The 15,603-nt window shown below is 42.4% G+C and carries 14 protein-coding genes; all 14 read right to left on the minus strand.

All coding sequences use genetic code 11. From position 1 onward, the window contains the following. On the minus strand, positions 1 to 651 hold a 651-nt coding region (locus ACO1O5_RS15415), incomplete at its 3' end, for a hypothetical protein (protein ID WP_486271744.1). 58 nt (positions 652 to 709) lie between these two features. Then, positions 710 to 4,582 (minus strand): hypothetical protein, encoded by a 3,873-nt coding sequence (locus ACO1O5_RS15420; protein WP_486271746.1) that lies wholly within the window; start codon positions 4,580 to 4,582, stop codon positions 710 to 712. 56 nt (positions 4,583 to 4,638) lie between these two features. Then, the gene (locus tag ACO1O5_RS15425; RefSeq protein WP_486271748.1) at positions 4,639 to 6,057 is read right to left on the minus strand and encodes a hypothetical protein; all 1,419 of its coding nucleotides are present in this window, start codon (positions 6,055 to 6,057) and stop codon (positions 4,639 to 4,641) included. A gap of 504 nt (positions 6,058 to 6,561) precedes the next feature. Then, positions 6,562 to 7,998, minus strand: coding sequence for a PAS domain-containing sensor histidine kinase (locus tag ACO1O5_RS15430; RefSeq protein ID WP_486271750.1), 1,437 nt, complete (start codon positions 7,996 to 7,998; stop codon positions 6,562 to 6,564). Between the two features lie 253 nt (positions 7,999 to 8,251). After that, positions 8,252 to 9,343, minus strand: coding sequence for a hypothetical protein (locus tag ACO1O5_RS15435; RefSeq protein WP_486271752.1), 1,092 nt, complete (start codon positions 9,341 to 9,343; stop codon positions 8,252 to 8,254). After that, a complete protein-coding gene (locus ACO1O5_RS15440) occupies positions 9,336 to 10,085 on the minus strand; it encodes a DUF4138 domain-containing protein (protein ID WP_486271754.1) in 750 nt (249 codons plus the stop codon). Before ACO1O5_RS15440 ends, ACO1O5_RS15435 begins: the two co-directional genes overlap by 8 nt. A 1-nt stretch (position 10,086) precedes the next feature. After that, positions 10,087 to 11,217: a conjugative transposon protein TraM gene (traM, locus tag ACO1O5_RS15445; RefSeq protein WP_486271756.1), complete on the minus strand. Its 1,131-nt coding sequence runs from the start codon at positions 11,215 to 11,217 to the stop codon at positions 10,087 to 10,089. A gap of 3 nt (positions 11,218 to 11,220) precedes the next feature. Further along, complete coding sequence (locus tag ACO1O5_RS15450; protein WP_486271758.1) at positions 11,221 to 11,640, minus strand: hypothetical protein; 420 nt, start codon at positions 11,638 to 11,640, stop codon at positions 11,221 to 11,223. After that, a complete protein-coding gene (gene traK, locus ACO1O5_RS15455) occupies positions 11,637 to 12,242 on the minus strand; it encodes a conjugative transposon protein TraK (RefSeq protein WP_486271760.1) in 606 nt (201 codons plus the stop codon). Before traK ends, ACO1O5_RS15450 begins: the two co-directional genes overlap by 4 nt. An 11-nt stretch (positions 12,243 to 12,253) precedes the next feature. Next, positions 12,254 to 13,279: a conjugative transposon protein TraJ gene (gene traJ / locus ACO1O5_RS15460; protein ID WP_486271762.1), complete on the minus strand. Its 1,026-nt coding sequence runs from the start codon at positions 13,277 to 13,279 to the stop codon at positions 12,254 to 12,256. A gap of 79 nt (positions 13,280 to 13,358) precedes the next feature. Beyond that, entirely contained in the window at positions 13,359 to 13,979 is a 621-nt protein-coding gene (locus ACO1O5_RS15465; RefSeq protein WP_486271765.1) for a TerB family tellurite resistance protein, read from the minus strand. Beyond that, on the minus strand, positions 13,979 to 14,617 hold the full coding sequence (locus ACO1O5_RS15470) for a hypothetical protein (protein ID WP_486271766.1): 639 nt from the start codon (positions 14,615 to 14,617) through the stop codon (positions 13,979 to 13,981). The genes ACO1O5_RS15465 and ACO1O5_RS15470 overlap by 1 nt, the downstream gene beginning before the upstream one ends. After that, entirely contained in the window at positions 14,614 to 15,273 is a 660-nt protein-coding gene (locus tag ACO1O5_RS15475) for a conjugal transfer protein TraI (RefSeq protein WP_486271768.1), read from the minus strand. Before ACO1O5_RS15475 ends, ACO1O5_RS15470 begins: the two co-directional genes overlap by 4 nt. Beyond that, positions 15,270 to 15,602, minus strand: a complete 333-nt coding sequence (locus ACO1O5_RS15480) for a hypothetical protein (RefSeq protein ID WP_486271770.1) — start codon at positions 15,600 to 15,602, stop codon at positions 15,270 to 15,272. The genes ACO1O5_RS15475 and ACO1O5_RS15480 overlap by 4 nt, the downstream gene beginning before the upstream one ends. Between the last annotated feature and the right edge of the window lies 1 nt (position 15,603).

Genomic DNA, 15,603 nt, shown 5'->3' on the forward strand with positions numbered 1-15,603 from the left:
TCGGGTGTTGAAACCGGTAGGTTGAGATGCTACACTTACTATAGCTACATCCGAATAACCAACAGTGCCCGAATTCAATTCAATAACTTTTCTTCTGAAATAAGTTGTTTTTTGCAGGGAGTCTGTCAGCGTGAGATTTTGACTGGTTGCCCCGGGAATATCCGCCCATATCATCTGATCACTGGATTGTTGCCATTGATCATTATACACTGGACTGCAGGAGCCACCCTGGTCGGCGGCGCAAATAATGTCTGCTGGTATGGAATCGTATCCAATGTTCTGAAATGATGATGCACTGTCTAAAGCACCCGGAATCAGGGGCTTCACCACCGTCACATTCAACGTAACGTTACCCGGCGAAGAAGCTACTGAAATAGAAACGGGTCCAAGCGTATCCCACTCAACCATTGCAAATGAAACTGGTTTTTCAGGCGTTATGCAGGCGTGAAGGTTGATGCTGTCGGCAATTGTGCCACCTTGAACACAAAGGTTCATGGTAGAAGTGCTGTCCCAACTACCGTTGATATCATATTGGTATATGGTTCCCTGCACAACACACGTAGGCCCGGTAATATTTACCTGGCTGAAAAGTTTATTCGTTACTGTTGAAAGCAACGCAATTAGTGATACCGTAAAGATTATTTTTTTCATTGTGTTTATTTAATACTGCCTCGTCCACTAACGGTCGCTGAGACGGAAGAATGCTCAATTAATACTGTAATCCCGGAACAGACTGATAGTGATATTGGATAGTTTTGATAATGTTCAAATCCTGGTCTTTTATCCATTTCAGCCTGCCAAGTCCATCGTAGAAATAATAAGTTATCTTGTTATCTGCATCACACGCGCTGGTCATACCCATCAGTGGGGTATAAGTGTAGGTGGTCATTTGCGAATTCGAGGGGTAAAGTCGAAGCTCATCAATCGTTCCCGTGCCTGACACCGTTACAGCTGTCGGTGCGGTAAGCGTATACTCATAATAATACCAGCCGTTAATATTTTTGCCGGCAACAAACGAAGCTGATCCGCCGGTCGGAGTTATGGTTACCGTACCTCCTAGTTTCTGCCAAAAAGAGACAACTGTTTTAACACCGCCAATAGCTGATTTAGAAATGCTTCCATTGCTTAGGTTATAACATTTACCTCCTGTTGGGGAACTGGGGTCAGATACTGGCGCTCCGGCAAATGTCCATCCGCCTTTTCCATCTGCTTCAAAGCTTGTAAATGCAACCTGGCTGACAGGGGCATTTGTGATCTTTGCAATTGGCTCAGTATTTAGGTAATCCCAGATGTAAGAATTAGCGATGCCATCACGTGCTGTAACCTGCACCGGGTTGCCACCCGTAAACGTATAAAACGATTCATCCACATACCGGCCATCTTTGGATATGGTATTTCCCGAAACAGAGGCATTGGTGAAACTGGTTGATGTTGCCTGGAGATTGATCAATTTGGTTCTTCCAGGATACGCGAAGCCAACGGGACTGGTGGACGTATCGAATCTTGTAAAGCTGGCATGCAGCAGGTTGAGATCTTTCCATTCATTGGTTTCAATCGCTGCGTTGTAAAATTCACTCTGCAAGCGCAAGATAGGTTTCAGTAGCGTGTCTGCCGACGTTTGAGCGGAAAGGTAACAGGATGACTGAAGGTTCGGAACATCATTTGCATAGCTCCTGCGTCTGTATGATACAAATTTCTTTCTATCTGCCGCCAAGTTTAACCTGAATTGCAAGGCGACAGTCAACCTGCAGTTATTTATATCATTGGTTTGGGGCGTACACGTTGCAATACTCGAATACATATTGGTTGAATCAACATGGAATTTTGAATAATAGTAACTTAAACTATCGGGAATAGCATCGCAGCTGGCAATCCTGAAATCCATAACGTATTTGGCATTTGTCGCCAGACTATCACCGGTAGAGTTAGTGGTTACTTTCCTGGTAGGCTGGTGATGATAGGGACTAGTAAAATACACGGTAGAGGTAGTTATGAGGGGATTTCCCGTGACCGGATCGAACGTGGTTGATACGGTTTTATCCTGAAACTTATAAGAAGTCCTTAACTCATATTCTGAGTGGCTAAATAATCCGGGGATATTAATCTCAATTAGCCCCGGGGTAGATATCGGATCTTGCTGATAAACAGGGTAATGATCCGTTTCTTTTAGCAATTTACCAGACTGATCGAAATGCATTTCCGTTTGTAACTCATCACGCATGAACTCAAAAGGAATTGGGACGCTGGGATAATTTGGGATATTCTGGTTACACAAACCTGACTGGAAGAGTGTCCGCACACAAACGTCCGGTGGAGTGGTTGCCCACATTCCGGAAGTATAATACAGGTACTTGCTGGTTCCATTGCCAGTTTGCGAAACATCCACCTCATTATAACCAACATTCTCACCCTGTAATGTCGCCAAAGGACGCAAGCTTCCCGATGAAATATAATACTCATGTGCATTAAAGCCATCGCAAGATGAACATCCGTTAGGACTGCAACTATAGGGAGTGATCAGTTCTTTAAAATCGTTTCTTATTACCTGAACATAGGTTGGAATACTATAGAGAACTCCACCACTCGATGTTGAGTTTCCCGCATAGCTGTATGAAGTAACTATGTTTGTGGGTGTGACGGCATCATTATTCGTGATAGTTTTTATGCGAAGACCTCCTACGGTCAGTGAGGCAGATTGAGGTACATATTGATATTGACCTATTTGTCCAGTTGCTCCTCCCCTGAAATAGCCTTGCGCATTAGATGGGAAAGCTAAAGTTCCTGTGTAATTGCCAGCAGGCAAACTTAATTGTGTATTAAAGGTCGAAAGAACCGGAATGTACCCCGAGTAATATACCTGAGTTCCACTACTATTAAGTATCGTCAATGTTGGTGACCAGCTTGTATCCTTATTGTAGACAAAAACAGTACAAGCCCCATCTGAGTTGAGAGTGAAAGGATATGTTTCAGTGTATACGCTCTGGGATTGGCCATAAGCTCCGCCAATTGTGAAGCCCGTAAGAGAAATGTTTTGCAAACTGGAACTAGTATAGGTATATATACTTTTAGGTTCAAATTCAAACTGTGTATACCCGTTTGTGGGGTAGGTAATTTTTTGCAGACTGCCCCCACGCATCTGAGGCCAGGCAGCATCCCTATTAGCTCCCGCGGTTACCTGAGGAACTCCGTTTGTTATTACGGTAAAAGTGGGCACCAGGCCAGGATTTGAAGATTGACCATTTGGGTACCCCCAGTGGTCAATTCCGAACGATAGTTTCCTTGGCACTGCTTCAGAAAAATAACTGAACTTATATGGTGGTATTTTCAAAGAGTTATCACAGGTTAATTCCTGCATGCTATCCAGTCGTAATCTATATTCATCCGAATGAAGATTGTCTGCCGAATAACCATTGTAGAATGTGGAATTTAATGCTGTGTTATCGAAAAAATATCCATAGTAAAAACTGTCTTTCTTACAAAATCCATTCAAATTTGATATATTAATGCTCCCTAGTGAATAAGAACTGGTATTGGAGCCGTCCACCATTGTTGTACCGCTTAGTAAACCGGCGCTGTTTGAAAGATCACTTCGCGGAGATGCGGAAGGAGTAAAAATTATTGATCCGTTCTTGAAATTAATTTGAGAAAGTCGGACTCCTTGCACGATATTTTTTGCCAGGTTAAAACCGTTTTGAATAGTGTTATCCGGCGGTATGGTATGTTGATAGTTAGTGCTCGTTACGGGCGACCAAAGCTGTGCATAATAACTATAGCTTTCCTGCTGATAAACCAAGGTTATGGAATCTGTTCCGTCTGCAGATATTATTTTATTAAGAAACCATGAGGATGCAGCGGCTGTTGTGTTAGAGGGGCCGTTTACTGCGGTAAAAGGATTCGTCGCCTCAAGCGGCTGTACCGCAGGAGTATTATTTCCTACCTGGCCAAAATAATATTTTGTACCATCTGATGAAGTAACAATAAACCCAATAAATCCCTGACCCGATTGGATAAACGGCAGAATTTTAAAATCCCGTTCGGGTACCAGCATTGGAGTTCTGTCGTCATTGAAATAGAATTTTCCGCTGGTTCCCCCAAAATTGAAGAAATAAAGATCAGGTTCCCCATCTTTAAATCCTTTTGCAATAAAACCATCATCATTTTCACTTGTAAAATAGTTACAATATCCGGTATCAGTGTAGTGGCCATTGGTAACATTACTTGTGCTATACCCTCGGTCATCTGGTGCTCCGACAACCGTCCTGGTTATCATGCCACCAGCATTAAGCGACCATCCCGCTCCTACCCAACTCGCCTGTTCCTGTACTTTCAGTCCGGAAGCGTGGTAGCTCAAACTGATCGGCAACTTGAGTGAACCCGACTCAACTGTATAAATTGGTATATCAATATTGGGTAATCCCGTATGGTAACTTACGGGAATATCGCCATATTTACCCAGGGAGGCAGCTGTCGGTGATGCAATAGATACTCGCCCAATAGTGTTGGTAGTATCTTGCGCTTTCACATTTAAGGATGCCATAAAAAAGCAGCCTATCAAAACAATTAATCTTTTAATTTTATCCATATACTATTAATAAAAATTTTACAACTATTCCTCACCGTTAGATGAAGCAATTATATTTAAAAATCATAACCCACCCTGAACTTCAAGGGCTGTGTTCTAATCGGTTGCTCATAACTCAAAAAATCCCATAAAATCTGGACTTTTGTTTTCTTAAACATTTTGCTTTTTATATCTACCACTTTGCTCATTCCTATCAGCCCGCTTTGTTGCCAGATATCCGATTTACCCAGTTGTTGCAATGAGTTGAATGGCTGCTGATAATTATATTCAAAGCCTCCCGTTGCGTAAAAGCTCTTTTTCAGTTTATATTCAAAATAGGAACGCACGCCCAGCCCCTCAGGAGTGAGATGAATATGCTGGATATCTCTACCCCAACCTTGTTTGTAACTGGCTCCGACACCAATGGTACTTTTATTATTTAATTTATATCCAACGGTTAAACCGAGGTCGGTTGTTGTAGGGAAGCTATATGAACCCCTTGTCGTTTGAATGTTGGAGCCATATTCCAATCTCTGCAGAAAAGGTTTTGTTTTCTGTTCATTGGGTTTAAAGTCAGGCATCTCCATATCGCCGCTTCCTCCACCGAGTGAATTGAGCTTATCTTTAAATTTATTTAATTCGCCCTGGGCCGCCTGCATCTGGGATTGCAGCATAGCCATTGCGTTTGGACCCGAGCCAATGCGCCCTGTAATTAACTGCTGTACCTGGCTGGTAGTTTGCAAACCCTGCAATGCCTGGGCGGTGCCATAATTAGCTGGAATACCAAATAAATTACCCAGTAGCGAATGGTCTTTCATGAATTTTTGAAAAGCTGGTAACTGGCTGAGAATGCTCAACGCTTTCTTTTCTATTTTATCTGGGTCTTTCAGCATCTCTTTATATTCTTTTACCTGGGCCGAATAGTAATAAGCAGTTTTATTAAGCTTAGCATATTCATTTTTTAATCCGCCAGGGAGGTGGGTATATTGAGAGAGCAAGTCTTTAATTTGATTCTTACGGTCAGCTATAAATGCTTTTATTTTTTCAGATTCCTGCAAATTGCTTTGCAACAAATCAAAGCTTTTGAGCGGATTACTGGCTTTATCACTAATACTATTAAACTGTTTTAAGAAGGAAAGGGACGTTCCAAGGCTATCCATGTAAGGATTGTATTCGCCACCAACAATTTTCGTTAGTGCAGATGTTCTGCTTTTTATTTTATTTGAGAGTTCCTGGTACTTTTGAGTTGCATCGGTAACCGCAAGCTCCGGATTTAGTTTTTGTAATTTCCGTTGCAGCTTTTGTTCCTGCCTCTGAAATTTTGCAAGGTATTTTACTGACTTCTTTGTAAGCTGGTCATTAACTGAAGAAAGTTTTTTATCAACCTTGGAATAGTATTTAGATGGAAGATCCTGCAACTCTGAAATAGAGCTATCAGCTTTTTGTACAGTGTTTAATGCTGAATCCTTTTGCTGGGAATAGCAAAGATCCGACACAACAAGACATAGCAATAAAAGTAGGCAATCAGTTAGTTAATTCACGCAGCTGATGGGGCAGCTGTTTATTTTTTAATTAGAGATATAAACATAGAATTCATTTTTGAATTTACATATCTTTTATCAAGATATTTTTATAAATGTGTTTATATATTTACTAACAGTTTGATTATCAATAAATTATAGAAATATATGAATCCAAATTTTCGAATATCCATGACCGTTATCTTTTGCAGGCTGCTTTACTTCGGCGCTCCAGGGTCTCATTTTCCGCTAAAGAAAATAACCCGGGAAATGTTTTTAAGATGCCGGCGCAGACTCCTTCTTGTTTCGGGAGATGCGGATAATATAATTGCAGGTACCCTTAACCGTTATCTACATGCGTTGTTCTTTAAATCTAGCCGGCATGCCTCGTAGCTACGCCGGTAGCCTGCTGTTGCATCGGCCCCGGCAACCCAACCGTTATCATTCAACTCATATTATCGTTTACCCGTACACGTTATATTAATAAGGCAATCGAATTGTTACCGCACAACCTTTGCCCAGGGAGCTTTGTATTTCAATTTCCCCGTTAAAAGATTCAACCCTGTCGATCATATTCGAAATACCTATTCCCTTTCGTTCTTTTAACGGATCAAAACCCTTCCCGTCATCTGTCACTATTATCTTAATAAATTTATCTGCTTCCGTTATATGAATACCAACATTCCCTGCGGCAGCGTGTTTTATGATATTATTCAACTGCTCCTGTATGATCCGGTATATATTTAATTTCAGCTCATCATGTAATAAGCCTGGTGTAATGTTGTATTCAAACAAGACCTTTACGGCATTGGTTTGATTTAAATTATCGGCAAGCCCTCCTATTAGTTTTTCAAGATCTATGTTTTTTAAAGGCGTTACCTGTTTGCTGCTGAGAAGCCTGATCTCTTTAATTGAATTGTCTATCAGTTCAATCGGGTACTTCACCAGTGCCTCAACAGCTTTATTGGTTTTAGCTGCCATACCCAGGTATAATTTGGTACCCGCCAGGATCTGGTTAATGTTATCATGTAATTCCTGCCCGATGTGATTTCGTTCCTGCTCCTGTCCTATAATAACAGCCCTGGTAATTTTTTTCTGTTCCTGTATTTTTTGATCCAATATTTTTTGTTCCATCTCTTTTAAATCCTGTTCGGCTTTTTTTCTTTCAGAAATGTCCGTGGAAACGCCAATGATCCCCACGAGTTTACCCTCCTGGTCATACACCGGGGAGTCCGTTACAAATACAGGAAAATTAGTGCCGTCTTTCCGCTGAACTAAAAATTCTCCGGACCATGAATTGCCCTTTTTTAATTCATTCATTATTTCATTGGCCTCTTCCCTGCTTTGCACCGACGGTGTCAGATCCATAATATTATTGCCCATGGCTTCACCGGCTGACCAGCCATATATTTTTTCAGCGGCCTTATTCCAATAAGTCACCGAGCCGTCCATAGTCGTTGCAATTATTGCCTGACCCACGGTAGCCAGGAGAAGGGCTTTAAACCTGTTTTGTTCCTGCTGCTGCCGGAGCGCCTCTTTAGATTTTTTCTTTTGCAGGGAAGCTTCAATTGCAGCGGGTAATCTTGCCAGCCTGTCCTTTAATATATAATCATCTGCGCCCAGCCCTATGATGCCAGCGGCAAATTCTTCCGAGACGGTTCCGGTAACCAAAATAAACGGTATATCTATAGCATTCCGGTGGACTATTTCAAGCGCTTCCGTTGCATCAAATTGTGGCAGGGAGTTATCAGAAATAATAACGTCAGGCTGAAATTGTTTTAGCGCCTGCGTAAATTCGTCTTTATTCATTGCCAGTAAAGATTCAAAGAGAAGCCCTTCTTTTCTAAGCAGGTTTACAATAATTTCGGCATCAGTTACATTGTCTTCCAACATTAAAATTTTTAAAAAATTTTTCATTGTGGTTTTCGGTTAATATGCAGCTTGATGTAATGACCGGCAAAAAGCATTTTGTAAAGTAACTGAAACTAAAGCTATCAATAAAAGTTGAGATGCACCCCGCTTCCTTTTGTTTTTTCGGCGGTAGCTTCCAGGCAGAAATTTATCGGAAAATATTCCATAAATAACATAAATAATTACACCAGTCATTACGGGGCATAAAGCCCGGCTGAAGCCGGGCATTTCAATGTGCTATTGGGTATGAATGGAGCCATTATATTGCGATTCCTTTTTTACGGGTTCTTTTTTTTTTGAGTTCCGGGCCGTCATCCTCTCCGCCGCCTGCCGCTTGTTTCTGATGATTCATTTGCTTTTGTTCCTGCTTTGCTGATTGACCGGGTAAAGAAAGCTCTGCCTTCAGGCCGGCGACCTGCTCCCTGCCGAGCTTCACCTGGTTTTTATTAAACACCTGGATGTCCTTGTATTGCGGATCAGCCTGGATAAAGTAGGTTTCCTCCTTCCCTTTCACTTCCATCTTCACTGCCTGCAGGTTCCCTTTCTCCATTGACTTCATCAGGTCCTCCTTTAATTTTGGATCACCCAATTCTTTTATGGGATACTGGCCCAATGCCTTTTCCAGGTTATAACCATAATTTTCATGGTAGCGGTTTAACTTATAGTTCCCATTTTCCTCTTTCTTTGAAAGATCGAGTTGCACCCAAGCCGTGTATTTTTCCCCCTCTTTGCTGGCAAGCTCTTTATGGACCGGGCGCCCGTTCAGCAAATTAAAAGCCTCCTTCGTCGTTACACCATTGCCTTTATCGAGGTAGAATGTCTGTGATCGTTCCTCTGGTTGTAACAACTTTGCATCATACTTATTGAAAAAGTACATCTCATTCTGGTCGCCTTTTCTAAAATGCAAGGTATTCTCCATTGCCTGGTTGTTGTAGGTGGCTTTGTGCTGCAGGGTAAATTCTGTTTTACCCTCAGTAATATTTTGTTCTAAAGGGCGCTGGAGGCTTTCACCAAAGCCCTGGTACCGGAGGTTATCTTTCAGGTACTCCAAGTTTTTTTCGTTCATAACATTGTTTTTATTGATTAATAATTGTTGTTGTTCTATATGATCGATGAGGGCATCCGTAAAAAAGTTGCCATCGGAATTATATAAGCCATTTGCATGAGGATCATTGCCTTGTTTTCCTATTGAAATAACTACATAGTGATCACTGTCACTGATATTGTTATCAGCAAACTCATTGGCTGCATCTGTGTTATCGAAAAAGAATATATCATCAGGATCGATGAAATAAGGAGAGTTATTATATGCCACCCAATAATTCTCACCGGATATTATCTGCTCATTCATCTGCCTGCATCGTTTTTGCCTTTATGATATCTCTATTCTTTATCTCCAGGGATAAATTACGACCGCCATTGTTTTCCATCAGCTGTATATACAATAGTTTTTGATCAGGAATAGTAAATACGGGAAGGGCAACCACTATGATTATTTTAGACTGGCCAGGCACGGTACCCGTGTTACCATAAACATATAAGGGCGTTTGCTCCAACTCCTGGGAAGAGGTACGTTTGGCCTGCTTTTTATCTTTTATAAAAAAGCGCAACAGTTCTATAACATAAGGGATGTTGGAATAATTTTTTAATTCCAGCTGATAATACAAAATTCCGTTTTCAATGAAAATGCCCTTTAACCGCAGCAGCATTTCATACTTTGCATCTCTTAGACCGCGCATTGATTTTTTCTGTCCAGCAATTTTTTCAAAGATGGAAGGCTTATTATCTATTTGAATTTTTAATGAAGGATCGGTGGCATAATGAACCAAAAAGGAATATAGCTTTCCATCCGCTGTAATGACCGTCATATTGGTTTCGGAAAAATTTTCTTTTGCCGCCTTCACTTCCAACACATTTTCTACTCCCCTTACTCTTTGCACCAGGACATCCTTGCTACCCCTGTCCACGCTTTTGATCATTAAAGGAAAGACCAGGCTGGTAACTTTATTGGTACCTATGGATACACTGTCTGTTTGTGCTGTTAAAGCGCTGCTGCAAAATATGATTAGCAGTAGCATATTGAATCGTTTCATTTTATTTATCTTTTAATAATATTTTATAACCTGCTTTCACCGTTACTTTCACGAGCTTTATTTTTTTACTTAAAATTGTTTTAGCCGCCTGTACACCGGCGGAAGCTGCCCGCATCCCGATGGAAGGATCGAGATCATTCAACCCGATTTGCTGCAGGGAATTATCGGCACTTTGCCTGGCCACATCCCGGGAAATGGCGCCCGGCATATAAATACCTTCTAAACCATCCATATCATAGACTGACAGAGATACCGGCAGGATAGCATTACCGCAGCGTATATCCTTTATCGTTATAATCAGCCGTTCACCATGCAACGAAGCGATCCCATAGATGAAATTGTCTTTGGGCACCAGCCTTCCCGCGATGTTGACTTCATCCGGTAATCTTAATTTCACGGTTGAGCCGGATACGATGGTCTGCGTTTCATGGATGACAGCCGGGATTGCATTGGCCTCATTTGACAAGGGTTCGTCAAGTGAGAAAAATTGACGGCTTGCGCTATCGCCGGTTAGGCAAACTGAAAAGACCTGCTGCTGATGTTCCGGGGATTGCATTTTGTCTTTCAACCGCTCCGGGTGTTGAATATCCAGGATCTTTTCCAACATCCCGTTCACCTGGCTCATTTCAGGGTCATTGCTTCCGCTACCAGCCTGCTGCATAGTTTGTATCATTCTTTGCAGGCGTTCTGTTTCGTGGTTTTCTGCCGGGACGGAAATTTCTTCCGCGTGATTTTTTAATTGGGAAGCGTTGTTTAAGGCTTCATTCAACTGGCTGATCTTATTATACACCTTCGTTTCATTGGGATCGGAATACGGGGTATAGGAAGGAGACGTGTCGCCCGGTAAGGTTACTTGTTTTTTGAAATAGGGATCTTCTTTCATCAAATCCCTGAACTTTTCAGAATCGGCCTGCGCCTTTTCATAAAAGGCTAACTTATCGGCGGGATCTTTCTTAACATTAGCGTCCGGCAATTCCAGGTCTAAGCCGGATTGGCCCGTTGCTTTTTTATTATTATCTCCTTTACCTCCTCCCAGTGCCCAAAAAGCCAGTGTTATAAAGGGTACCATGAGCAGGGGAAGCACGAGTAAAAACCTTCGTTTTCTTAAAAATTGTGGTGAATGCTGTTCCATATTTTATTTTTTAGATGACTGGTAGATAATTTCAATTTGCCGGATACTGTCCGCGAGGCCGGGCCTGACCTGCAAGCCGCAGCTATCCATGTATTTTTTATAGTTTTCAATCCGGTTATATTCCTTGTCTGACATGATAGAGATATTTGCTTTTTTTTCTTCGATCACATGTTTGGGCATACGGATAGCGGTAATTGAAATAGTAGCCTTATAACCTGGGGAAAAGCTTTGAATAATAATGCAGCAACTATAGGTCACCGTTAGTGCAGAAAAAATGATCAGCAAATATTTCTGGCTTTTTACAGAAAGCAGGTCAGCTTTTCGTTGCATAAATTCTGCCCAGCGGGTTTGAAGTTGCATGGTCTTGCCGACGATCCTGGCAGCAATCTTATCTGCAGCAGGGTTTATGGTCTTTCGTTTCATCGCTTTTCAATTTTAAGGTCTTTATTTTCGAGTATCGCCCATCGTTCGATTAAAAATCCATGGGAATTGTTGTCGGAGCGGGATACATTACGCAGGTATCCTTCCGTGATTAAACTGCGGGATACAATGCTGGTGGCACGGATAATCTTTTCTATTGCATAACACCGGAAATACCAGGGTGACTGCGCTATATTTAATACAATGCTGTCAATTGAAATGTGCTGACTGATATTGCCCGCAATGATATTGGTATAGTAACCGCTTTCCTTGAGATCGTCATATTGCCGTTTGGCAGAAGCGTCGGCGAGGTACAATGCTCTTGTAATGTTCGCCTGTATTACCTTCTCGTCCGGGTCAAGGGTAAAGAAATATTCATGAAAGCTTTTGATGTGATCCCTGGCTTCCACAGGAATATTATCTTTTCTTTCAGATGCATAGGCTTCGATAGCTTTGCCGTTGGCAAGAATATAAATTTTCGAACGGGCTTCAGCGATCATGGTGAAACTTTTACCAAGAACAAACATGCAAAGACTGATGCATCCTATGATACAAATGATTGTGAACGTGCGTACGTACTTAAAGGCGCTGTCAATATTTTTCATTTGCCGGAAGATCATTTACCTGAAATTTTATCTTTGAAATATTCGCCTGAAGTTGACTGGTAACCGCCCCCGAAGAATTCTTTGGTATTGCCATAGGCATCAGCAGCGACCGAACTCGTATTGGATACCAGGGAGCGTGTCGTATTGCTGAACCCGGTAGTTACCTTGTGCAATAATGAATTACTTCCTCCCGCGTAGATGATATAATTCGCGACGCTCGGTACGGTGAAATAACCGGCAATGCCAATGATCATAAAGATGAGGTAAGCCATATCGGCGGAACTGAAGAAAGTATTTCCCTGGTCCTGTATCTGGCTGATGTCGAGCTTCAGCATGTTCTCCTGTATTTTGCCCATGACTGCTCCAAAGATATTGGCAACAGGAAGCCACAGGAAGATATTTAAATAGCGTGCAATCCACACCGTTAGTGTATGCTGGAAACCGTCAAATACGGCGATGCCGAATACCAACGGCCCGAGGATAGCGAGCACCAGCAAGTGAAAAGTACGGATGGTGTTGATGCAAAGGGCCGCTGCCTCATAAAGTACTTTTAGTACTTCGGACAAAAATTCCTTAATGCCGTTTTTGAAATTGTAATAATATTTCGACATGGCAAAGCTTACCGAATTGCCAATCCCTTCAATCCATCCTTCATCGGATGGATCTTCGTTGTAGGTATAACGGTACCATTTATCCCTGTCGCCTTCCCCTGACTCGCCCATATACATCTGCCAGTAGACTGTCTTTTTAATCGCTGCTTCCTTCATCTTCAGCAATGCCGTGATGGCTTTATCAGAATCGGTTACCATAGCGGAGGTAGCGCTGACAGTAGGCTGCATGACCCCGTTGATCATCGCGATCACCGCAGGAAATATCAATACCGCAAAGCCCAATACAAACGGGCGGAACAGCGGATAAAAATCGATGGGTTCGGCCCTCGCAATATGCCCCCATACCCGGGAGGCAATATACCAGGTCGCTGCAAATCCAGCCAGGCCACGGCCTACACCGATGAGCCGGCTGCACAACGGCAGCATGTCCGTATAGAGTTGGTCGAGTACACTTTGCATGCTGTGGATTTCGTCCGCCACACCGGCCTGTAGTAGTGTCATAATTTTATTTTAGTTCGTATAAATGGCGCATCACCTCAATATCTTCCTGCTCTTTCTCCTTTTGTATGGAAAGTATGGATGTGCTGTTATTGAAATCCCGCAGGAACACCAGTTTGTCCTGCATATCTTCATAGATCCCGTCAATGGCATGGAGCCGTTCCTCGTCGGACATCCTTAATTTACCGGCGGTGATGACATTGAGCAGCGCGTCGAGATTTTTCAAACTTTCGCTAACCAGGTTCGTGTACACCTTACCGATATAACCTATTTCATTGAGGGTGAAATGAGGGTCCTCTTTAAACCGGGTGAAGTAGCTTCTATACTCCTTCACCAATTGCAGTTGCATGCTGATGATCGCTGCAATCCTGGCATATTTGGCTACTGCCGGACTTGCGGCCAGCAGACCATCCAGGAAGTCTTTATGCAAATTGAAATTGCCCTGCGAGATATTTTTGATAGTATTATAGCCCCCCGAAAGAATTTCATACCCTTTCTTCATGTCGCTCAATATCTGTTTGAACTGCGTAAGCTTTTCTATATCGAGCGCCAGTTGCTGTAGTTCCTGGGCCTGTGCACCGGCTTTATAGCCAGGCATAATTAACAGCAGGATACATAGATATTTCATTACTTTATATTATACAGTGACTTACTTATTTCAGCTTCAGATCGTTCATTGATTCGATGTACAGACAGCAATTGTGCTTCATGGCTGAACGAATTGGCAAAGGCGTATTTACTTTCCATATCCGTATACAAGTCATCGATCCTTTTCATCCGTTCATCATCTTTCATGGTAAAAGTATTCGCTGTGACTAAAGCTAAAAGCTGATCCATATTGGCGGCTATCTCATCGAGTAACTTTGTAAAGACAGCATCGAAATAATCTATTTCATTTGCTGTAAACCCGCCGCTTGTTTTCATACTTTTATAGCTGTTCGTATAGATTTTTTTGATGTCGGCCGCGCGGGCAATAATATCGGTTACCCTTGTATAACTTTTTATTTGAGGGTTGATATCCTTCAATGAATTAAAGAAATCCAGGTGCAAATTGAATTCACCCTTCTTAATAGCGCCGATGGCCGAAAGTCCCTCCTGCGCTATTTTATATCCCTTCCCGGCATATTCGATATAGATTTCATTTGCCGCAACCTGGTCAAGCAAATATTGTATCCGGGTTTTCTTTTGATTGAACCATTCTTTCCACGTTTGGCCGTAACAGGTATGACTAAACGAAATGATAGTTAACAGAAATATCTTTTTCATGGTATTCCGTATAAGGCTTTTACTTCAGCGATTTCCTGCATACTTTTGGAGCGTTGCAGGCTGAGCATCTGATTCTGCGTGTTGAACTGCTGCAGGTCGGCAAAATTTTGATCAATTTTGTCCGCCGCCCGGTCAATGATATTGAGCCGCGCCGCGTCGGTCATCTGCAGGGAAAAAGAATGAATCACCAGGAGAATCTGATCCAGGTTCTTCATGCTTTCACTAAGGATGCCTGAGTACACTTTTGCCATATATTCAACTTCACCGGTTGTGAAATGGCTGTCCTCTTTAAAGAGGCTGAAGGCGCGTTTATAGTCCGCCACGAGCCGGGCTTGCGTTTGCGTAATGTCTTTGATCCTTTGGTAGTAGGTGATGATATCCTTTACTTCCTTCAGCTCCCGGTAATATTGGCTGTACAGGTCTTTTTGTTTCCCAACCCAGTCGCTGATTTCCCCCAGCTTTAGTTTCGACATCGAATTTTCGAGGACCTTCTGGGCATTCTCGAGCCAGATGGTCTTATTCTGTAACCGCTGGACCTTCAGGTCGATGGCGATAATGGCCTTCTTAACGGCAGCCTTAATAACCCCGGCCGGTTGGCTTCGTGCAGGCATATACGTTATGCAGCATAAGGCCATTACCCATATTCTCTTTTTCATAATTTCGTATAAATGGTGGTTCCCATTCTCATTTCGTTTTCTTTGAAATATAATATTCTGCCATTGGCCTGAATAACCAGCGTTTGTGCTTCCGGGTTATAGTCGCCGGTCCAGTGCACCAGCCTGTATTCTGGCTTATGATTTTTCATTACAAACGTTCGCCTTGTGACTTTACAGGCACCCGTATGATCGAAAGACACCTGAATCGTGTCTCTTACCTCTGCAAATTCATTCGACCACCGGGTGGCATATACACCCGAAACATTTACCGGCTTTTTAAAACAAGCCGTAAGGAACAAGCTGATCATTATTATCCCGGCTATTTTCATA

This window comes from Ginsengibacter sp. (assembly GCF_057362405.1).